This is a genomic window from Streptomyces sp. NPDC000878 (assembly GCF_053599695.1).
Genome location: NZ_JBSFMT010000045.1, coordinates 55248 through 75217, shown reverse-complemented (window position 1 = coordinate 75217; position 19970 = coordinate 55248). Strand labels below are relative to the sequence as shown.

At 70.8% G+C, this 19970-nt stretch carries 19 protein-coding genes; 12 read left to right on the top strand and 7 right to left on the bottom strand.

Features of this window, described 5'->3' with window-relative positions; all coding sequences use genetic code 11:
- Positions 1-4: 4 nt before the first annotated feature.
- On the top strand, positions 5-1594 hold the full coding sequence (locus ACWDR4_RS31950; RefSeq protein ID WP_450413595.1) for a cobyrinate a,c-diamide synthase: 1590 nt from the start codon (positions 5-7) through the stop codon (positions 1592-1594).
- Positions 1579-2334: a precorrin-2 C(20)-methyltransferase gene (gene cobI, locus ACWDR4_RS31945; RefSeq protein WP_450413594.1), complete on the top strand. Its 756-nt coding sequence runs from the start codon at positions 1579-1581 to the stop codon at positions 2332-2334. The genes ACWDR4_RS31950 and cobI overlap by 16 nt, the downstream gene beginning before the upstream one ends.
- 5 nt (positions 2335-2339) lie before the next feature.
- Here cobI and ACWDR4_RS31940 read toward each other — a convergent pair whose 3' ends face one another.
- Positions 2340-3080 (bottom strand): ZIP family metal transporter, encoded by a 741-nt coding sequence (locus tag ACWDR4_RS31940; protein ID WP_450413593.1) that lies wholly within the window; start codon positions 3078-3080, stop codon positions 2340-2342.
- Between the two features lie 107 nt (positions 3081-3187).
- Here ACWDR4_RS31940 and cobM point away from each other — a divergent pair, with 107 nt between their 5' ends.
- The 5 genes from cobM (at position 3188) to cobC (ending at position 9154) form a co-directional block, all read left to right on the top strand.
- Positions 3188-4027 carry a precorrin-4 C(11)-methyltransferase gene (cobM, locus tag ACWDR4_RS31935; RefSeq protein ID WP_450413592.1) on the top strand — a complete coding sequence of 280 codons (840 nt, stop codon included), beginning with the start codon at positions 3188-3190 and terminating at the stop codon, positions 4025-4027.
- Positions 4024-5295: a precorrin-6y C5,15-methyltransferase (decarboxylating) subunit CbiE gene (gene cbiE / locus ACWDR4_RS31930; protein ID WP_450413591.1), complete on the top strand. Its 1272-nt coding sequence runs from the start codon at positions 4024-4026 to the stop codon at positions 5293-5295. Before cobM ends, cbiE begins: the two co-directional genes overlap by 4 nt.
- Complete coding sequence (cobJ, locus tag ACWDR4_RS31925; protein WP_450413590.1) at positions 5292-7010, top strand: precorrin-3B C(17)-methyltransferase; 1719 nt, start codon at positions 5292-5294, stop codon at positions 7008-7010. Before cbiE ends, cobJ begins: the two co-directional genes overlap by 4 nt.
- Positions 7011-7119: 109 nt before the next feature.
- Positions 7120-8073 (top strand): sirohydrochlorin chelatase, encoded by a 954-nt coding sequence (locus tag ACWDR4_RS31920; RefSeq protein WP_450413589.1) that lies wholly within the window; start codon positions 7120-7122, stop codon positions 8071-8073.
- Entirely contained in the window at positions 8063-9154 is a 1092-nt protein-coding gene (gene cobC, locus ACWDR4_RS31915; protein WP_450413588.1) for an Rv2231c family pyridoxal phosphate-dependent protein CobC, read from the top strand. Before ACWDR4_RS31920 ends, cobC begins: the two co-directional genes overlap by 11 nt.
- Before the next feature lie 108 nt (positions 9155-9262).
- Here cobC and ACWDR4_RS31910 read toward each other — a convergent pair whose 3' ends face one another.
- From ACWDR4_RS31910 to ACWDR4_RS31890, 5 genes are all read right to left on the bottom strand, one after another.
- Positions 9263-10153, bottom strand: a complete 891-nt coding sequence (locus ACWDR4_RS31910; RefSeq protein WP_450413587.1) for an SCO1860 family LAETG-anchored protein — start codon at positions 10151-10153, stop codon at positions 9263-9265.
- 178 nt (positions 10154-10331) lie between these two features.
- Complete coding sequence (locus tag ACWDR4_RS31905) at positions 10332-11423, bottom strand: amidohydrolase family protein (protein WP_450413586.1); 1092 nt, start codon at positions 11421-11423, stop codon at positions 10332-10334.
- A 10-nt stretch (positions 11424-11433) separates the two neighbouring features.
- Positions 11434-12264, bottom strand: a complete 831-nt coding sequence (locus ACWDR4_RS31900; RefSeq protein ID WP_450413585.1) for an amino acid ABC transporter ATP-binding protein — start codon at positions 12262-12264, stop codon at positions 11434-11436.
- Complete coding sequence (locus ACWDR4_RS31895) at positions 12261-13097, bottom strand: amino acid ABC transporter permease (RefSeq protein WP_450413584.1); 837 nt, start codon at positions 13095-13097, stop codon at positions 12261-12263. The genes ACWDR4_RS31900 and ACWDR4_RS31895 overlap by 4 nt, the downstream gene beginning before the upstream one ends.
- Entirely contained in the window at positions 13094-13939 is an 846-nt protein-coding gene (locus ACWDR4_RS31890) for a transporter substrate-binding domain-containing protein (protein ID WP_450413583.1), read from the bottom strand. Before ACWDR4_RS31890 ends, ACWDR4_RS31895 begins: the two co-directional genes overlap by 4 nt.
- A 212-nt stretch (positions 13940-14151) precedes the next feature.
- Here ACWDR4_RS31890 and ACWDR4_RS31885 point away from each other — a divergent pair, with 212 nt between their 5' ends.
- From ACWDR4_RS31885 to thpD, 5 genes are all read left to right on the top strand, one after another.
- Positions 14152-15252 (top strand): pyridoxal-phosphate-dependent aminotransferase family protein, encoded by a 1101-nt coding sequence (locus ACWDR4_RS31885; protein ID WP_450413582.1) that lies wholly within the window; start codon positions 14152-14154, stop codon positions 15250-15252.
- 261 nt (positions 15253-15513) lie between these two features.
- Entirely contained in the window at positions 15514-16050 is a 537-nt protein-coding gene (ectA, locus tag ACWDR4_RS31880; RefSeq protein ID WP_450413581.1) for a diaminobutyrate acetyltransferase, read from the top strand.
- A 36-nt stretch (positions 16051-16086) separates the two neighbouring features.
- A complete protein-coding gene (ectB, locus tag ACWDR4_RS31875) occupies positions 16087-17367 on the top strand; it encodes a diaminobutyrate--2-oxoglutarate transaminase (RefSeq protein ID WP_450413580.1) in 1281 nt (426 codons plus the stop codon).
- Positions 17368-17404: 37 nt separating this feature from the next.
- A complete protein-coding gene (locus ACWDR4_RS31870) occupies positions 17405-17833 on the top strand; it encodes an ectoine synthase (protein ID WP_450413579.1) in 429 nt (142 codons plus the stop codon).
- A gap of 5 nt (positions 17834-17838) precedes the next feature.
- On the top strand, positions 17839-18753 hold the full coding sequence (gene thpD / locus ACWDR4_RS31865; protein WP_450413578.1) for an ectoine hydroxylase: 915 nt from the start codon (positions 17839-17841) through the stop codon (positions 18751-18753).
- A gap of 31 nt (positions 18754-18784) precedes the next feature.
- Here the strand turns inward: thpD and ACWDR4_RS31860 are convergent, their stop codons facing one another.
- Positions 18785-19852, bottom strand: a complete 1068-nt coding sequence (locus ACWDR4_RS31860; protein WP_450413606.1) for a maleylpyruvate isomerase family mycothiol-dependent enzyme — start codon at positions 19850-19852, stop codon at positions 18785-18787.
- Positions 19853-19970 lie beyond the last annotated feature (118 nt).

Genomic DNA, 19970 nt, shown 5'->3' with positions numbered 1-19970 from the left:
CGCCGTGCTGACTTCCTCGTCGTCCTCATCGGTCTCGGCCTCCGTGCCTCGGCTCGTTGTTGCCGCGCCCTCCTCCGGCAGCGGCAAGACCACCGTCGCCACGGGGTTGATGGCCGCGTTCGCCTCGCGGGGGTTTGCCGTGTCTCCGCACAAGGTCGGGCCGGACTACATCGATCCCGGGTATCACGCGCTCGCCACCGGGCGGGTGGGGCGGAATCTCGACGCGTACATGTGCGGGGCCGAGTTGGTCGGGCCGTTGTTCGTGCATGGGGCGCGTGGGTGTGACATCGCCGTGGTCGAGGGTGTGATGGGGCTGTACGACGGGGCCGCGGGGGAAGGTGAACTGGCGTCCACGGCTCAGGTGGCGAAGTTGTTGCGGGCGCCGGTGGTGTTGGTGGTGGACGCGTCTTCGCAGTCTCGGTCCGTGGCGGCGCTGGTGCACGGGTTCGTGTCGTGGGATCCGGAGGTGCGGGTCGGGGGCGTGATTCTCAACAAGGTCGCGTCGGATCGGCATGAGGAGATGTTGCGGGAGGCGTTGGAGTCGGTGGGGGTGCCTGTGTTGGGGGTGCTTCGGCGGGTTCCGCAGGTGGATGTGCCTTCTCGGCATCTGGGGTTGGTGCCTGTGGCTGAGCGGCGGGGGGCGGCTGTGGAGGCTGTGGCCGCGATGGCCGCGCAGGTCGAGGCCGGGTGTGATCTTGAGGCGTTGATGGGGTTGGCGCGGAGTGCGGGTGCGTTGTCTTGTGCGGCTTGGGATGCGGCTGAGGTTTTGCCCGCGGCGGAGCCGCTGAGGGATACAGCTTCGCCCCCGCCGCCCCTACCCGTCCCATCCCTGGGGGCTGCGCCCCCAGACCCCCGCTGTCGGCCTGAACGGCCTCGTCCTCAAACGCCGGACGGGCTGGGGGGTGCCGGCCGGGCTGGAAATGCGGCGGGGGCGGGTGAGTGGGAAGCACGGCCTGGGCAACGTAACCTCACGACGCCGGGCGGGCTGAGTGCGCCGGTCGTCGCTCTTGCCGGCGGCGCCGCCTTTACCTTCTCCTATGCCGAGCATGCCGAGTTGTTGCGGGCCGCCGGGGCCGACGTCGTCGTGTTCGATCCGCTTCGGGATGAGCAACTGCCTGACGGGACGCGCGGGTTGGTCATCGGGGGTGGGTTTCCCGAGGTCTATGGCGCTGAGTTGTCCGCCAACGAGCCGCTGCGCAAGTCCGTCGCCGCCCTCGCGGAGAGCGGTGCGCCCGTTGCCGCCGAGTGTGCCGGGTTGCTGTATCTGTGCCGGGAGTTGGACGGGCTGCCGATGTGCGGGGTGCTCGATGCCGACGCTCGGATGAGTGAGCGGCTCACCCTCGGCTATCGGGATGCCGTGGCCGTCAGTGACAGTGTCCTCGCCGTCGCCGGTACCCGGATGCGCGGGCACGAGTTCCATCGGACCGTCGTGGAGCCCGGGGCGGGGGCGGAGCCCGCTTGGGGTGTGCGCGCGCCTGCCCGGCGGGTCGAGGGTTTTGTACAGCGCGGTGTGCACGCAAGCTATTTGCACACGCACTGGGCGTCTGAGCCCGGTGTCGCCCGTCGGTTCGTGGAAAGGTGCCGGACGTCATGAGCAGCGAGAGCAGCAGCAGGCTTGTCGGTGTGGGGGTCGGGCCCGGTGATCCCGAGCTGGTGACCGTGAAGGGCGTCAACGCGTTGCGTGCCGCCGATGTGGTCGTCGTACCGGTGATGGATACGGGTGAGCGGGGGCGTGCCGAGGCCACCGTGTTGCACTACGTGCCCGTGGAGAAGGTCGTCCGGGTCGTCTTCGCGCTCAATGAACGGTCCGACCGTGCGCGGCGCGAGGCTGCCTGGGATGCCGCCGGTGCCCGGGTCGCCGAGTTGCTCGGGGCGCACTCGGTCGTCGCGTTCGCGACCATCGGTGATCCCAACGTGTACTCGACGTTCACCTATCTCGCGCAGACGATCGGGGAGCTGGTGACCGGCGTCGTCATCGAGACCGTTCCCGGTATCACCGCCATGCAGGATCTGGCGGCGCGGTCCGGTGCCGTGCTCACCGAAGGCACCGAGCCGCTCACCCTCGTGCCCGTCACCGCCGGGGCTGCCACGCTCAAGGACGCCCTCGCCGGGCCCGGCACGGTCGTGGCGTACAAGTTCGGACGGCAGGCCCAGGAGGTCGCCGAGGCCCTGCGGGAGAGCGGGCGGATCGACGACGCCGTGTGGGGGTCGGCTCTCGGGCTGGCGGACGAGTCCATCCGGCCCGCCGGTGAACTCGACGGCGCCCCTCTCCCCTATCTCTCCACTCTTATCGCGCCTGCGCCGCGCGACGGCGGGCGGGGCGGGAAATTGTGAACGGCTCAGCCCGATACGCCCACCACCAGCCAGATGAACGCCACGCCCGCGACCGTGCACAGCACCGTCGAGTGGGCGGGGTGTTCGTGGTGGGCCTCGGGGAGGATCTCGGCGGCTGCGAGATAGAGCAGGACGCCGCCGAAAAGGCCGAGATAACAACCGAGCGCCTGTTCGGGGATCGTGAAGAGAAGGGTCGAGGCCGCGCCCGCCACCGGTGCCGCCGCGTCGGCGAACAGCATGGCCAGGGCCTTGCGGCGGGCGTTCCCGTACAGGCTCGTGATCGTGTACGTGTTGAAGCCGTCGGCGAAGTCATGGGCGATCACGGCGAGTGCGACCGCGAGGCCCATACCGCCGCCCACCTGGAAGGCGGCGCCGATCGCGACGCCGTCCATCGCGCTGTGGCCGACCATGGCCGCGGCGGCCGTCAGACCGACCTGGGGCGTCCGGCCGTTGTGTTCCCCGGTGCCCGTGCCCGCGCCGTGCGCCGCCTGTCGTACCGCCAGCAGACGTTCCACCAGATGGGCCAGCAGGAAGCCGGTCACGAACAGCAGCAGCGCGGCCGGTACGCCGAACACCTCCTCGCCCGCCGCGTCCAGTGCCTCCGGCAGCAGGTCGAGGCCGACCACGCCCAGCATCAGGCCGCCGGCCAGGCCCAGGACGAGATGGCGGCGGTCGGTCACACGCAGTGCCGTCCAGCCGCCGGCCAGCGTCATCAGGAACGCGCCGAGCGCGACGAAGACCGCCATGTGCTCTTGCTATCCGATCAACCCGCCTTCGCGCACCTCCGACTTCCCTGAAGTCCCCCTAGTCCACTGGTTCACGCAGCATGTTCCGTACGAGAGGATCCCGTCCCATGGCTCCCACGGCCGACGTTCCCACTGGCGCTCCCACCGGCAAGGTGACGTTCGTCGGTGCCGGCCCCGGCGCCGCCGATCTGCTGACCTTCCGCGCCGCCCGTGCCATCGCCGAGGCGGATGTCGTGATCTGGGCGGCCAGCCTCGTACAGGAGGCGGTGCTCGAACATGCGCGCGAGGGGGCGGAGATCCTCGACTCGGCGACGATGTCGCTCGAAGACGTCGTCGCCGTGTACGAGCGTGCCGTGCGCGAGGGTCTGCGGGTGGCCCGTATCCACTCCGGCGATCCGGCGCTCTGGGGCGGTACGCAGGAGCAGGTCGACCGGTGTGCCGAGATCGGGATCGAGACCGAGATCGTGCCCGGGGTCTCCTCCTTCTCCGCAGTCGCCGCCCTCGCCCAGCGTGAGCTGACCATTCCCGAGGTCGCGCAGTCCGTGATCCTCACCCGGCTGGGCGGCGGCAAGACCCCCATGCCGCCGGGCGAGGAGGTGCGCGAGTTCGCCCGGCACGGGACCACCATGGCGATCTTCCTCTCCGCCGCGCGCAGTGGGCAGCTGGTGCGGGAGCTGCTGGAAGGTGGCTATCCGACCTCGACGGCGGTCGTCATCGCCTATCAGGCGACCTGGCCCGAGGAGCTGGTCGTGCGATGCACGATCGAGACGCTGGAGGAGACGGTCAAGGAGCACAAGCTGTGGAAGCACACCTTGTTCCTGGTCGGCCCGGCCCTCGACGCCAGCGGCACCCGCTCGCACCTCTACCACCCCGGCCACTTCCACGGCTTCCGCAAGGCCGACCCGGCCGCCCGCCGGGCGCTGCGCGAGCGAGGGGCGAGTACGTGATCACGGTCATCGGTACGGGGACGGGGGCGCCGCTTTCCCCGGAGGCCCTGGCCGCCGTCGCGGGGGCCGCGCTGGTCGTGGGTGCCCGGCGGCATCTGGCGGCGGCCCCGGTGCCCGAGGACGCGGAACAGGTCGTCCTCGGGGCGCTGGCGCCTGCCCTCGACGTCATCGAGGAGTACGCCGGGAAGGAGCGGCCCGTTGTCGTGCTCGCCTCCGGTGATCCCGGGTTCTTCGGGATCGTACGGGCGCTGGCCGAGCGGTTCGGGGCCGGGCGGCTCGATGTCCGGCCGGGGGTGTCCTCCGTCGCGGCGGCGTTCGCGCGGACCGGGCTGACCTGGGACGACGCGGTGGTCGTCAGCGCGCATGGGCGTGCGCTGCGTACGGCGGTGAACGTGTGCCGGGCGCGGCCCAAGGTGGCCGTACTGACCGGGCCAGGCGCCGGGCCCGCCGAGTTGGGCGCGGCCTTGGCCGACGGTCCGGGGGCGCGTGTTCTCGTTGTCGCCTCCGCGCTGGGTGACCCCGTCCTCGAACGCGTCGAGCGGGTCACGCCCGCCGAGGCGGCGGCGCGGGACTGGGGCGACGCGGTGAGTGTGGTGCTGTGTCTCGATGAGGCGCGGGTTCTCGCGCCGGTGCGCGTCACGGTCGCCGGGGAGTCCGTCGGTCCCGGTCAATGGGCCCTGGACGAGGGCGAGTTCGCCCACCGGGACTCGATGATCACCAAGTTCGAGGTACGGGCCCTGGCGCTGGCCCGGCTCGGGCCGCGCCTCGGCGATCTGGTCTGGGACATCGGCGCGGGCTCGGGGTCGGTGGCCGTGGAGTGCGCGCGGCTCGGGGCCGCCGTCGTCGCCGTCGAGAAGACGCCGGACGGGGCGGAGCGGGTGCGGGCCAACGCCGCCGCGCACGGTGTCGATGTGCGGGTGGTGGAGGGGGTCGCGCCCGATGACCTGCCCGCTCCCGCCCACGAACTCTCCGATCCCGACGCCGTGTTCATCGGTGGGGGCGGGCGCGAGCTGCCCGCCATCGTCACCGCGTGTGCGCGGCGGGCCCGGCGGACGGTGGTGGTCGCGCTGGCCGCCCTCGACCGGGTACCGGCGGTGCGCGAGGCGCTCACCGGGGCCGGACTCGACTGCGACGGCGTCCTGCTCCAGTCGTCCCGACTGGCACCCCTGCCGGGTGGGGTGACCCGCCTCGCGGCGACCAATCCCGTTTTCCTGCTGTGGGGCACGCGCCCCGCAACACACATGGACGAAGAAGGAGTTGCTCTGTGATCGGCCTGATTTCCGCGACGGCGGCGGGCGCGGCGGCGCGTGATCGGCTTGCCGCCGCCTGGCCCGACCGTACGCGTGTGTACGAGGGGCCGGTCGCCGACGCCGTCCGGCGCGCGTTCGGCGAGTGCGAGCAGCTCGTGTGCTTCCTGGCCACGGGGGCGGTCGTACGGCTGGTGGCGCCGCTGCTGTCCGACAAGGCGTCCGACCCGGGTGTGGTGTGCGTCGACGAGGGCGGGCGGTTCGCCGTCTCGCTGGTCGGCGGGCACGGCGGCGGGGCCAATGAACTCGCCCGTGCGGTGGGGAAGTTGCTGGGTGCGGAGCCGGTGGTGACCACCGCGACGGACGCCGTGGGGGTGCCGGGCCTCGACACGCTCGGGATGCCCGTGGAGGGGGATGTCGCCGGGGTCTCGCGGGCGCTGCTCGACGGTGAACCCGTGGCGCTGGACCTGGAGTTGAGCTGGCCGCTGCCCGCGCTGCCGTCGAATGTCGGGAGTGCGGCAGGCGCGGAGAGCGGTGGTGGGCCGACGATCCGGGTGACGGACAGGGCCTTTGAGCCGGCCGGGTCCGAGGTCGTCCTCCGGCCGCCGTCCCTCGTCGTCGGTGTGGGCGCCTCGAAGGGGGCCCCCGAGGACGAGGTACTGGGGCTGGTTCAGGGCGCGTTGGCGGACGCGGGGCTCTCGGTGGCCTCCGTCGGCGCGCTGGCCACCGTCGACGCGAAGGCGGGCGAGCCGGGGATCGTCGGGGCCGCCGGGCGGCTCGGGGTGCCTGTACTGACGTACTCCGCCGCCGAGTTGGCCGAGGTCGACGTGCCGAATCCGTCCGCCGCGCCGCTCGCCGCCGTCGGTACGCCGTCCGTGGCGGAGGCCGCGGCGCTGGTCGGCGGGGGCGAACTCCTCGTACCCAAAAGGAAGTCGGAGCGGGCGGACGGGGCGCCGGCCATGGCGACCTGTGCCGTCGTACGGCGGCCGGGGCGCGGGCGGCTCGCGGTGGTCGGGCTCGGGCCGGGGGCGCGGGATCTGCTGACGCCGCGTGCCGAGGCGGAGTTGCGGCGGGCGTCCGTGCTCGTCGGGCTCGATCAGTACGTCGACCAGATCCGTGATCTGCTGCGGCCCGGTACCCGCGTCCTGGAGTCGGGGCTCGGGGCCGAGGAGGAGCGGGCGCGGACGGCGGTGGCCGAGGCCCGGAAGGGGCAGGCGGTCGCGCTGATCGGCAGCGGGGACGCGGGCGTGTACGCGATGGCGTCGCCCGCGCTCGCCGAGGCCTCCGACGACATCGACGTGGTCGGGGTACCGGGCGTCACGGCGGCCCTCGCCGCCGGGGCGATCCTCGGGGCCCCGCTCGGCCACGACCATGTCTCCATCAGCCTGTCCGATCTGCACACGCCCTGGGAGGTCATCGAGCGGCGGGTGCGGGCGGCGGCCGAGGCGGACATCGTCGTGACGTTCTACAACCCGCGCAGCCGGGGCCGTGACTGGCAGCTGCCCAAGGCGCTCGCCGTCCTCGGCGCGCACCGGGAGCCGACGACGCCCGTGGGTGTCGTACGGAACGCGTCGCGGCCCGACGAGTCCAGCCGCGTCACGACGCTGGCCGGCCTCGACCCGGCGACGGTCGACATGATGACGGTCGTGACCGTCGGCAACACCGCGACGCGGAACATCGCGGGCCGTATGGTGACGCCTCGCGGGTATCGCTGGCAGGAGGCGACGGAGCGGTGAACGCCCTGACGGGGTCGCCGACCGGCTCCCCTCTCAACCCCCTTGAGTTCCAGCCCACTTCCAAGTTCCAACCCACTTCACAGTCCGTTTCAACGCTTGAGGAGAAATCGTGACCACCCCGCCGCCCGCCCTGCTCATCGCCGGCCACGGCACCCGGGACGAGGCCGGGGCCGAGGCCTTCCGTGACTTCGTACGGGAGTTGGGGCGCCGTAACCCCGAACTGCCCGTCGCCGGCGGCTTCATCGAGCTGTCGCCGCCGCCGCTGGGCGATGCTGTGACCGAGCTGGTGGAGCGGGGGGTACGGAGGTTCGCCGCCGTTCCGCTGATGCTGGTGTCCGCCGGGCACGCCAAGGGGGACATCCCGGCGGCGCTGTCCCGCGAGAAGGAACGGCACCCGGGGATCTCGTACACGTACGGGCGTCCGCTGGGCCCGCACCCGGCGCTGCTGGCCGTTCTGGAACGACGTCTGGAGGAGGCGCTGGGAGGCGCCGGGACACGGACGCCCGCCGACCGGGCCGACGTGACCGTGCTGCTGGTGGGGCGCGGCTCCACCGACCCGGACGCCAACGCCGAGGTGCTCAAGGCGGCGCGGCTGCTGTGGGAGGGGCGTGGGTACGCCGGTGTGGAGACGGCGTTCGTGTCGCTGGCGGCGCCGGACGTGCCGTCGGGGCTCGACCGGTGTGTGCGGTTGGGGGCGCGCAGGATCGTGGTCCTGCCCTACTTCCTGTTCACCGGGATCCTGCCGGACCGGGTGCGGCAGCAGACCGAGGGCTGGGCCGCCGCGCACCCGGAGGTCGAGGTGCGGTCCGCCGAAGTCATCGGCCCGGAGCCGGAGTTGCTCGATCTGGTGATGGAGCGGTACCGGGAGGCCGTGCGCGGGGATCTGCGGATGAACTGCGACTCGTGCGTGTACCGGATCGCGCTGCCCGGTTTCGAGGACAAGGTCGGGATGCCTCAGCAGCCGCACTTCCATCCGGACGACGACGGCCATCACGACGGCCACCACGACAGTCAGCATCATGGGCAGCACTCACACGGGCACTCGCACACTCATGCGCACTGACAGAGACACTGATACCGGCATCGGTACAGACACGCACGATCTGCGGCACCACGGGGACGCCGAAGTACGTGACGACGGCGCCAAGTTGGTCGACCTCGCCGTGAACGTCCGGGCCGGCGCTCCCCCGGCCTGGCTGCGCGAGCACATCGCCGGGTCGCTGGACGGGCTCGCCGCGTACCCCGACGGGCGGGCCGCGCGGGCGGCGGTGGCGGCCCGGCACGGGGTCCCGGTGGAGCGGGTGCTGCTCACCGCCGGGGCCGCGGAGGCCTTCGTGCTGCTGGCGCGTGCGCTGGAGGTACGCCGGCCGGTGGTCGTGCATCCGCAGTTCACGGAGCCGGAGGCGGCGTTGCGGGAAGCCGGGCATGCCGTGGAGCGGGTGCTGTTGCAGGCGGAGGACGGGTTCCGGCTGGACCCGGGGCTCGTGCCCGAGGACGCGGACCTGGTGGTGATCGGCAATCCGACGAATCCGACGTCGGTGCTGCATCCGGCGGGCGTCATCGCCCAACTCGCGCGTCCTGGGCGGACGTTGGTGGTCGACGAGGCGTTCATGGACGCGGTGCCGGGTGAGCGGGAGGCGCTGGCCGGGCGTACGGATGTGCCCGGGCTTGTGGTGCTGCGGAGTCTGACGAAGACGTGGGGGCTGGCGGGGCTGCGGATCGGGTACGTGCTGGCGGCGCCGTCGACGATTGTCGAGCTGGAGCGGGCGCAGCCGTTGTGGCCGGTGTCCACGCCGGCGTTGGCCGCGGCGGAGGCGTGTGTTTCCGGGCGGGCGCTGGCGGAGGCGGAGGAGGCGGCGCGGCGTATCGCCGCCGATCGGGCGCATCTTGTGGCCGGGCTTGCTGAGTTCGGGTCTGACGGGGTGCGGGTGGTGGGGGCGGCGGAGGGGTCGTTCGTGTTGGTGCGGGTGCCTCGGGGGGATGTGGTGCGGGGGCATTTGCGGGGGTTGGGGTATGCGGTGCGGCGGGGGGACACGTTTCCTGGGTTGGGGGAGGAGTGGTTGCGGGTGGCGGTGCGGGATCGGGTGACGGTGAATGGGTTTTTGCAGGCGTTTGATCGGGCGGTGATGTTGGCTGGCCGGTGAGTTTCTTCGCCCCCGCCGCCCCTACCCGTCCCATCCTGTCCCTGGGGGCGCAGCCCCCAGGGATGGGAACGGGTAAGGGCGGCGGGGGCGAAGAAACCCGGCCCCGCGTCAGTTCTTGCCTCGGCGCGCCAGTGCGACCGCTCCCGCGCCCGCCGCGAGCAACGCCAGCGCCCCGCCCGCCAGATACGGCGTCATCGAGCCGCCGCCCGTCTCCGCGAGGCCCGCCTCGGCCGGTGCCCCCTGGGGCTTCACGTCCGAAGCCGGTGCGGGCGAAGCAGGCGGCGCCCCCTGTACGGCCGGCGCCTCGCACGTCGCCTTCGCCAGTGTCACCGTCCCCTCGACCTCCGCCACGTTCAGGTCCAACGGGTTGACGGACACCGTGAGTTCGAGCGCGGTCGCGGCGGCCGTACGTGTCGTCGTCTCCGTCTGGGACAGGGCCAGCCTGACCTCGCCGACAGCCGGCACCTTCACCACGACCGGACCGCTCGGCGTCAGTGTCACCTTCTTGCCGAGAGCCGTCACCGAACCCAGGAGGTTGGCGGAGGCGACCGGCTTCTCCCCCGCCACGCAGGTCGCCTTCGATGTCACCTGCTCGACCTCGATCAGCGAGAGGAGCGGAAGGCCCGGGACGTGGAGCTTCGCGTGCGCGAGGGTCGTCGACGCCTCAGCCCTCCCCTCCGCCACCGTCGCCTTCGCCTCCGCGACCTCCGCACCCAGCACCGTGAACGGCTTCCCCCCGTCCACACCGTCCAACTTCGCGGTCAGCGCCGTCTGTTCGGCGCTCTGGGGTGCCTGCACCTCGTTCAGTGCGACCGCGAGCGGGACGTTCACGCTCTTGTTGAGGAGGGACACGTTCAGCCCGGTGCGCAGGACGACCGCGCTCGCGCGGCCCTGGTCCTCCGTCGCATGGGCCAGGGACGCGGGGCCTGCGGCCAGGGCGGTGGCCGCCGCGACGGTGGCCAGACGGCGTGCGGGCAGGCGGAAGTTGTTGGCGTTCACGGTTTGGGGACCCCTCGGAAGAGACACGCTTGGGACCCGGTAAGAATTACGTACAGGCAGTCAACGGTCAGCAATCTGACGGGACTTCACCCCTACGTGAGGTTTCCGCGCAGATCTTCGAATCACACGGCACGTACGTTCTCCACATTCACCCGGGTGGCCGTGTCAGCTCACTGCTTCAGCTCACGATCCGCCCGTTCAGTACCACCCGCAGCGGCGCCCCCAGCACCCGTACGTCCGCGCGCGGATCGCTCTCGTACACCACCAGGTCCGCCGCCGCCCCCTCCGCCAACCCGGGCCGCCCCAGCCACTCCCGTGCGCCCCATGTCGTCGCCGACAGGGCCGCCGGCGCCGGAATGCCGGCCGTCACCAGCTCCGCGACCTCCGCCGCGACCAGGCCGTGCGGCAGCGTGCCGCCGGCGTCCGTGCCGACGTACACCGGGATGCCCGCGTCGTACGCGGAACGCACCGTGTCGTAGCGGCGTTCGTGGAGGCGGCGCATGTGGGCCGACCAGTCGGGGAACTTGGTCTCGCCGGATGCCGCCAGGTTCGGGAACGTCGCGATGTTCACCAGGGTCGGGACGATCGCCACGCCCCGTGCGGCGAACAGGGGGATCGTGTCCTCCGTGAGGCCCGTCGCGTGCTCGACGCAGTCGATGCCCGCCTCGACCAGGTCCCGCAGAGAGTCCTCCGCGAAGCAGTGGGCCGTGACCCGCGCGCCCAGCCGGTGGGCCTCCGCGATCGCCGCCTCCACGGCCTCGCGCGGCCAGCAGGCGGAGAGGTCGCCGGTGCCCCGGTCCAGCCAGTCGCCCACCAGCTTGACCCAGCCGTCGCCGCGCCGGGCCTCCTGGGCGACGTACGCCACCAGGTCGTCGGGCTCGATCTCGTGGGCGTAGCCCCGGATGTAGCGGCGGGTGCGGGCGATGTGCCGCCCGGCTCGGATGATCTTCGGCAGGTCCTCGCGGGCGTCGGTCCAGCGGGTGTCCGAGGGCGAGCCCGCGTCGCGGATCAGCAGCGTGCCCGCGTCCCGGTCCGTCAGCGCCTGTTTCTCGGCGACATCGACGTCGACCGCGCCGTGCGGGCCCAGGCCCACATGGCAGTGCGCGTCGACCAGGCCGGGCAGCGCCCAGCCCGTCACCGTACGGATGTCACGGGCGCCGGACGGACGGTCGTACGAGATCCGCCCGCCGACCACCCACAGTTCGTCCCGGATCTCCTCCGGGCCGACCAGCACCCGCCCCTTCACATGCAGCACCGTCTGATCGCTCATGCAGGGCACATTAGTCAGCCGTGCCGCCCACCTGATCCGAGGACTCCTCCTCCACCTCCGCCATCGCCGGATCCAGCAGGCGGGAGAGGAAGTGGCGGGTGCGTTCGTGGCTCGGGGCGGTGATGACCCGGGCGGGGGTGCCCTCCTCGACGATCACTCCGCCGTCCATGAAGACGACCCGGTCGGCGACCTCGCGGGCGAACGTCATCTCGTGCGTGACGACCATCATCGTCATGCCCTCGTTCGCCAGTCTGCGCATCACCGCCAGGACGTCCCCGACGAGTTCGGGGTCGAGTGCGGACGTCGGCTCGTCGAACAGCATGACCTCCGGGCCCATCGCCAACGCCCTTGCGATGGCGACCCGTTGCTGCTGGCCACCGGAGAGGGACGCGGGGTACGCGGTCGCCTTCTCGGACAGGCCCACGCGTTCCAGGTTCTCGGCGGCCACCCTCGCCGCCTCCGCCTTGTCCCGCTTGAGCACCCTGCGCTGCGGGAGGGTCAGGTTCTCCGTCACCGTGAGGTGCGGGAAGAGGTTGAACTGCTGGAAGACCATGCCGATACGGCGGCGGACCGCGTCGATGTCGACGTCCGGGTGCGTGATCTCCGTACCGCCGACGAAGACCTGGCCCTTCGTCGGTTCCTCCAGCAGGTTCACACAGCGCAGGAGGGTCGACTTGCCGGAGCCGGACGGGCCGATCACGCACACGACCTCACCCTGGCCGATCTCCAGGTCGATGCCCCGCAGCACCTCGTTGTCGCCGAACGACTTGTACAGGTCCCGGACTTCGATCTCCGGAACGGTCGTGTCCTTGACGTTCGTGTCCTTCGTACCGTCGCTCATCTCGTCGCCTCCCCCGCCTTCGTCTCCAGTCGTCGCACGACGAGGCCCAGCGGCACCGTCACCAGCAGATAGCACAGGCCCGCCACCAGGATCGGCGTCGAGTTGGCGGTCTGGCTCGCCAAGTCGCGGCCAAACTTGGCCAGTTCACGTTCCTCCAGGGTGACGCCGAGGAACAGCACCAGCGAGGAGTCCTTGAAGAGGAGCACCAACTCGTTGGTGAGCGGCGGGATCACGATCCGGAACGCCTGCGGGATGATGATCGAGATCATGGCCCGCGCATGCGAGAAGCCCAGTGAACGGGCCGCCTCCATCTGTCCCTTGGGCACCGCCTGGATGCCCGCGCGGATCGTCTCCGCCATGTACGCCGCCGACACCAGGCCGAGGGCGAGGGCCACCTTGCCGTACGTTCCGCCCGGGATCTCCGTGCCGGGGAAGGCGAGCGGTACCGCCACGCCCACGAAGATGAAGATCAGCAGGGCCGGCAGGCCGCGGAAGATCTCGATGTAGATGCCGGCGACCCAGCGGTAGGGGCCCACGGACGACAGCCGCATCAGGGCGACGGCCATCCCCAGCACCAGGCCGAAGACAAAGCCCGACAGGGTGTAGAGGACCGTGTTCTTGAGCGCCAGCGTGATGATGTCCGGGAACATCTGCTCGGCCAGGTCCGCCTGCGCGAACTGGTTCTGCAGCCGGTCCCAGTCGGCCGAGGCCGCGAAGGCGACCACGGCCGCGACGAACAGCGCGTACTGGGCGCCACGGGACAGCGCCCGCTTCTGGGTGCGGCTCAACCCCTTTTTGCGGGGCTGGACCTGCTCTCTGGACGTCTCGGTCATGACGCGGACGGGGAGGCCGCGGACTCGTCGTACGGGCCGATCCACTGCTCGTACAGCTTCTTGTACGTGCCGTCGGCCTTCGCGTCGGTGATCGCCTTGTTCAGGGCGGCGAGCAGCTTGGTGTTGCCCTTCTTCACCGTGAAGCCGTACTCCTCACCGGTGTTGAGGTTGTCCACCACCGTGAAGGCGTCGGCGTTGGCCTTGTCCTTGAGCCAGCCCTGGACGACCGGGTAGTCGATGATCACGGCCTCGACCTGTCCGGTGCGCAGGCCGTTGAGGACGGCGTCGGAGGCCTCGAAGGAGACCGGGTCGAGGCCCTTCTCCTTGGCGTAGTCCTCGCCGGTCGTCTGTGCCTGGGCGCCGACCTTCTTGTCCTTGAGGCCGTCGAAGGAGGTGATGCCGCTCTTCTTGTCGACGAGTACGGCCTGCGTGGCGGCGAAGTACGGGTCGGAGAAGTCGACGTTCTTCTTGCGTTCCTCGGTGATGGTCATGCCGGCCGCGCCGAGGTCGCACTGTCCCGCGTTGAGGAAGGCGCCCGTCTTGAAGTTCTCGAACGGCGTGTCGAGGATCTCCTGCTTCACACCGAGGTTCTTGGCGACGAGGTCGACGAGCGACACGTCGAAGCCCTGCACCTTGCCGTCGATCTCCGACTGGAAGGGCGGGTAGGGCAGGTGGGTGCAGACGGTGAGCTGTCCCGCCTTGACGACCTCGACCCCGCCTGCGGCGGTCTTCGCAGCGCTGCCGCCGTCGTCGTCCGAGGAGCAGCCGGCCACGAGCAGGAGCCCGGCCGTCGCGGTGGTGGCGGCCAGGATGCGGGACCGTCGTCCGAGCACCGTGTTCACGGGGACCTCCTGTGGGGGGACTGTGGGTTCTGATTATAAGGAGACGTTTGACTCTCTCAAACCGTTTCCATGGTCGTGCTGCCGTGCCACCTGTGGTTTCGAGGCCGCTCAGCCCCTCATCCCGCCAGGCCGAGGGCCAGGAAGTCCTCCGGCCGGACAGGCCCTAGTCTCGACTCGGCTTACCTACCCCGCTATGCGAAGAGAGCACCTCCGTGACCACGCATCCCTTCCTGGACCTGGCGCCCCTGACGGCCGCCCGCTTCGCGTCGATCGAGGACCGCGTGGCGCGGCTGCTCGGTACCGAGCAGGACGTCGTGATCATGCAGGGCGAGGCACTGCTGCCCCTGGAGGGTGCCATCAGGGGTACCGCGGGTCCGGGCACGACGGCCCTCAACATCGTCACGGGCCCCTACGGGCAGACCTTCGGCGACTGGCTGCGGGACTGCGGCGCGACGGTCGTGGACCTCGCGGTGCCGTTCCACGCGGCGGTCACGGCCGCGCAGGTCCGGGCGGCGTTCGCCGAGCACCCGGAGATCGACTTCGTCTCGCTGGTGCACGCGGAGGCGGCAACCGGCAACACCAACCCGGTCGCGGAGATCGGCGAGGTGGTACGGGAGCAGGGCGCCCTCTTCTATCTCGACGCCGTCGCGTCGGTCGGCGCCGAGCCGGTGCTGCCGGACGCGTGGGGTGTCGACCTGTGTGTGATCGGGGCGCAGAAGGCGATGGGCGGGCCGGCCGGGGTGTCGGCGGTGTCGGTGAGCGAGCGGGCGTGGGCGCGGATGGCGGCGAATCCGGGGGCGCCGCGACGGTCGTACCTCTCGCTCCTCGACTGGAAGGAGCGGTGGATCGACGGCGGCCGGCGCATGCTCCTGCACGCTCCCGCCCAGCTGGAGATGCTCGCGCTGGAGGCGTGCGTGGAGCGGATCGAGGCCGCGGGGCTCGACGTGGTGATCGCCCGGCACCGCGCCGCGGCGGCGGCCACCCGGGCGGGGGCGCTCGCGCTGGGTGGCGGCCTTGAGCCGTATGTGTACGAGGCGGCGGACGCGGCGCCGGTCGCCACGACCCTGCGGGCACCCTCCGGGGTCGTCGCGTCGGAGCTGGTGGCGAGCGCGCTGGCCGCCGATCCGGCGCTGCCGCTGGCGGCGGGCGGGGGTGCGCTGGCCAAGGAGATGATCCGGGTCAACCACTACGGGGCGGACGCGACGCGTGAGGCGGTGCTCGGGAGTCTGACGGCGCTGGGCGCTGCGCTGGCGGACCGGGGGCTCGTGGTGGACGTTGCGGGGGCTCGGCAGACGGTCGCGAATTCCTGGTAAATGCGCAATGAAATTCGGCAATTCAATTCGGGCAGCTCCCCGTATTCTTCTGCCCGCTTTTGATTGACCTAAACGCAAAGGTTTCGCGAATGAATTAAGCAAATTACATGAGTGTGACGGACCCAACAACCTGCCCGCTATGTCTGGTTATTTACCACGCAAAGCGGGCATTTCTCTGCCTACTGGATAACACATCGCCCGCCCGTACGTAACCCTGACCGGCGATGCATTTTTGATTTTCTGTCGGTAAGTTCAATTTGCATGAGTGCCGTACTGACAGACCTGCAAATAGACCGCCCGGTGGTGGCCGACGGGGCCGAGCTGTGGCGGATCGCCAGGGACTCGAAAGTTCTCGACCTCAACTCGTCGTACAGCTATCTGCTCTGGTGCCGGGACTTCGCCGCCACCTCGGCCGTCGCCCGGGACCCCGAGGGCATACCGGTCGGCTTCGTCACCGGGTACGTCCGGCCGGACCTCCCGCACACCCTGCTCGTCTGGCAGGTGGCCGTCGACTCCGGCCACCAGGGGCGCGGGCTAGCCGGCACGCTGCTCGACGGGCTGACCCGGCGGGTCGCCGGCGAACAGGGGATCACCGCCGTCGAGACCACCATCACGCCGGGCAACACCGCCTCGGAACGACTGTTCACCTCGTTCGCCGAGCGCCACGACGCCCCCGTCGAGCGCGAGGTGCTGTTCGACACGGGCCAGTTCCCGAAGGACGGGTCCCACGACCCCGAGGTCCTGTACCGCATCGGCCCTCTCTCCAGCCCTGACGATCCTTCCGGCCTCTCCGGCTGATCTCCCCCCACCCCCCACCTCAAGGAGTTTCCCGCCGTGACCATCACCCAGCCCGACCTGAGCGTCTTCGAGACCGTCGAGTCGGAGGTCCGCAGCTACTGCCGCAGCTGGCCCGCCGTGTTCGACCGTGCGCAGGGCAGCCGTATGTACGACGAGGACGGCCACGCCTACCTCGACTTCTTCGCGGGCGCCGGATCACTCAACTACGGCCACAACAACCCCGTACTCAAACGGGCGTTGATCGACTACCTGGAACGGGACGGCGTCACCCACGGGCTCGACATGTCGACCTCCGCCAAGCGTGCCTTCCTGGAGTCCTTCCAGGAGCTGGTGCTGCGGCCCCGCGAACTGCCGTACAAGGTCATGTTCCCGGGCCCGACGGGCACCAACTCGGTCGAGGCGGCACTGAAGTTGGCGCGGAAGGTGAAGGGCCGGGAGGCCATCGTGTCCTTCACCAACGCCTTCCACGGCATGTCCCTCGGATCGCTCGCCGTGACCGGCAACGCCTTCAAGCGGGCCGGTGCGGGCGTTCCGCTGGTGCACGGGACGCCGATGCCGTTCGACAACTACTTCGAGGGGACCGTCCCCGACTTCCTGTGGTTCGAGCGGCTGTTGGAGGACCAGGGCTCCGGTCTCAACAAGCCGGCCGCCGTGATCGTGGAGACCGTGCAGGGCGAGGGCGGCATCAACGTCGCGCGCCCGGAGTGGCTGCGGGCGCTGGCCGAGCTGTGCGCACGGCAGGACATGCTGCTGATCGTCGACGACATCCAGATGGGCTGCGGGCGGACCGGCGCCTTCTTCTCCTTCGAGGAGTCGGGCATCGTGCCCGACATCGTCACCGTCTCGAAGTCCATCAGCGGCTACGGACTCCCCATGTCCCTCTGCCTGTTCAGGCCCGAGCTGGACATCTGGGAGCCGGGCGAGCACAACGGCACGTTCCGCGGCAACAACCCGGCGTTCGTGACGGCCGCCGCCGCGCTGGAGACGTACTGGGCCGACGGCTCCGCCATGGAGAAGCAGACGCGCGCCCGTGGTGAGCAGGTCGAGGAGGCGCTGATCTCGATCACCGAGGAGAACCTCGCCGACATCAAGGAGTACCGGGGCCGCGGGCTGGTGTGGGGCATGGAGTTCCACGAGAAGGCGCGCGCCGAGCGGGTCGCGCGGCGGGCCTTCGAACTCGGGCTGCTCATCGAGACGTCCGGCCCGGAGGGCGAGGTCATGAAGCTGCTGCCGGCGCTCACGATCACGCCCGGGGAACTGGACGAGGGGCTGCGGATCGTGGCCCGGGCCGTCCGCGAAACCGTGGAAACCGTCTGATCCGTCAAGTCCGTCCGAGAAAGGGGTTGTTGAGCACGTGATCGTCCGTTCGTTCAAGGACATCGAAGGCACCGACCGGCATGTGAGGGCCGCGTCCGGCACCTGGGAGAGCAAACGCATCGTCCTCGCCAAGGAGCGGGTCGGCTTCTCGCTCCACGAGACCGTCCTGTACGCGGGCACGAAGACGTCGATGTGGTACGCGAACCACGTCGAGGCCGTCGTGTGCGTCGAGGGCGAGGCCCTGCTGACCGACGACGAGACCGGGCGGACGTACACGATCACCCCCGGGACCATGTACCTCCTCGACGGGCACGAGCGGCACACGATGCGGATCAAGTCGGACTTCCGCTGCCTGTGCGTCTTCAACCCGCCCGTGACCGGCCGCGAGGACCACGACGAGAACGGCGTCTATCCCCTGCTGACGGAACCCGAGCCCGACCCCGGCTTCGACCACGAGGAGGTCTGACACCCATGACATCCACGTCCATCACATCCACCGCGTCCACCCTCACCGACCTGTACCCCACCCGTGGCGCCGCCGAGGTGTCATTGCCGCGCCAGGACCCGGTCATCTGGGGTGCGCCGGACCTGCCCGGGCCGTTCGCCAAGGCCGATCTCATGGCGTACGAACGTGATGGCTTCCGGGCGCTCGACCGGCTCATCGACGACGACGAAGTCGCGCTCTACCGGGCCGAGTTGGAGCGGCTGATCGCCGATCCGGCCGTCCGGGCCGACGAGCGGTCGATCATCGAGCCGAAGTCGAAGGAGATCCGGTCGGTCTTCGAGGTCCACCGGATCAGCGAGGTGTTCGCCCAGCTCGTGCGGGACGAGCGGGTCGTCGGGCGGGCCCGGCAGCTGCTCGGCTCCGACGTGTACGTCCACCAGTCGCGGATCAACGTCAAGCCGGGGTTCGGGGCGGGTGGCTTCTACTGGCACTCCGACTTCGAGACCTGGCACGCGGAGGACGGTCTGCCGAACATGCGGACGGTGTCCGTCTCGATCGCGCTGACCGAGAACTTCGACACAAACGGCGGCCTGATGATCATGCCGGGCTCGCACCGCACGTTCCTCGGCTGTGCGGGGGCGACGCCCGAGGACAACTACAAGAAGTCGCTCCAGATGCAGGACGCGGGCACCCCGTCCGACGAGGCGCTGACCTCGCTGGCCGGCGAGCACGGCATCAAGTTGTTCACGGGCAGGGCGGGTTCGGCGACCTGGTTCGACTGCAACTGCATGCACGGCTCCGGGGACAACATCACACCGTTCCCGCGCAGCAACGTGTTCATCGTGTTCAACAGCGTGGAGAACGAGGCTGTGGAGCCGTTCGCGGCGCCGGTGCGCAGGCCGGAGTTCATCGGGGCGCGGGACTTCACTCCGGTGAGGTGACGTCCTTCGGGCTCCTGGGATTTTTAGGGCGTCAGAGCCAGGCCAGGGAGGCCGCGCGCTCCAGTACGTTGCGTGCGGCCTCCCTGTCGCCCGCCTCGCCGCGCGGTACCTCGTCGGGTGCGTACCGGCCGCCGACGAGCAGGCAGAAGTCGACCGGATCCAGGACGAGTTCGGCCTGTACAGGCTCGTCCTCCGAGCCCAGCACCCACTCCTCCGCTCCACCGGTGACGGCGAAGAGGACCGGGGGCGCGTCGGGCCCCAGGGCCGTGCCGAGGATCCGGACGGCCAGGTGGACGAGCCGCCACAGGTGCGGTTCGGGCGGTGGCGGCACGGCGAGGCCGAGGGCGCGCCCGATGTCGTCGGTGTGGATCCACACCTCGAAGGCGCGGACGGTGAAGTGGTCGGCGACGGGCAGCCGGGCGCCCATCAACGTCGTTGCGATGGAGGCGAGTTCGGGGTCGCGGGCCTCGGGTGTGGCGAGCAGTGCGGCGGCCTGCGCGGCCCAGGCGGCGACGGTCTCCCGGGCTTCGCGGCGCCGCTCGTGGGCGATCACCTCAGCGGTACGCACAGCCCAGGCGTCCGCCCACCCGGCGTCCTCCCCGGTCGGCGAGGCCGTCCCGGGGACGCGCGGGTCCAAGCCGAGCCGCAACGCCAACGGCTCGTCCGCGGCCAGCAGATGGGCGACGGTGTCGTGCACGTCCCAGTCGTGCACGACGGGCGTACCCCAGGCGCTGTGCCGGTCGTCCCCGTCCAGTTCGCGCAGGAGCGCCTGGAGCGCGGAGACGGCGGCGGCGTAGGGGGCGGCGTGCGGGGCGATGCCGGGTGTGGAGGCGGAGGCCGGGCGGCGGGAGCGGAAAGCGAGGGCGAGCACGCCGCCCGCCTCCGGCAGCCGGGCGGGGGCACTGCCGTTCAGGGACACGGCGGAGTCCTCCGACGGGACACCTTCCGGCTGAACACCTGAGGACGGCCCGTCCAGCAACCGCACGGTCTCTCTCAGCCGTGCCGCCACCGCCGCGCAGCCGGCGCACTCGGCGAGATGCGGCCGGACCGTCCGTTCGTCGCCCGGTTGCAGGGCGCCGAAGGCCCAGGCGGCCAGCAACTCCCGTACGCCCTCGTGTTCTTGATCGTGCCCCTCTTCGAGTCCGTCTTCGTAGCCGTCTTCGTGATCGTGTTCGTGTTCGTGATCCCTGGTCACCCCGCACCTCCTTCGCCCGCCA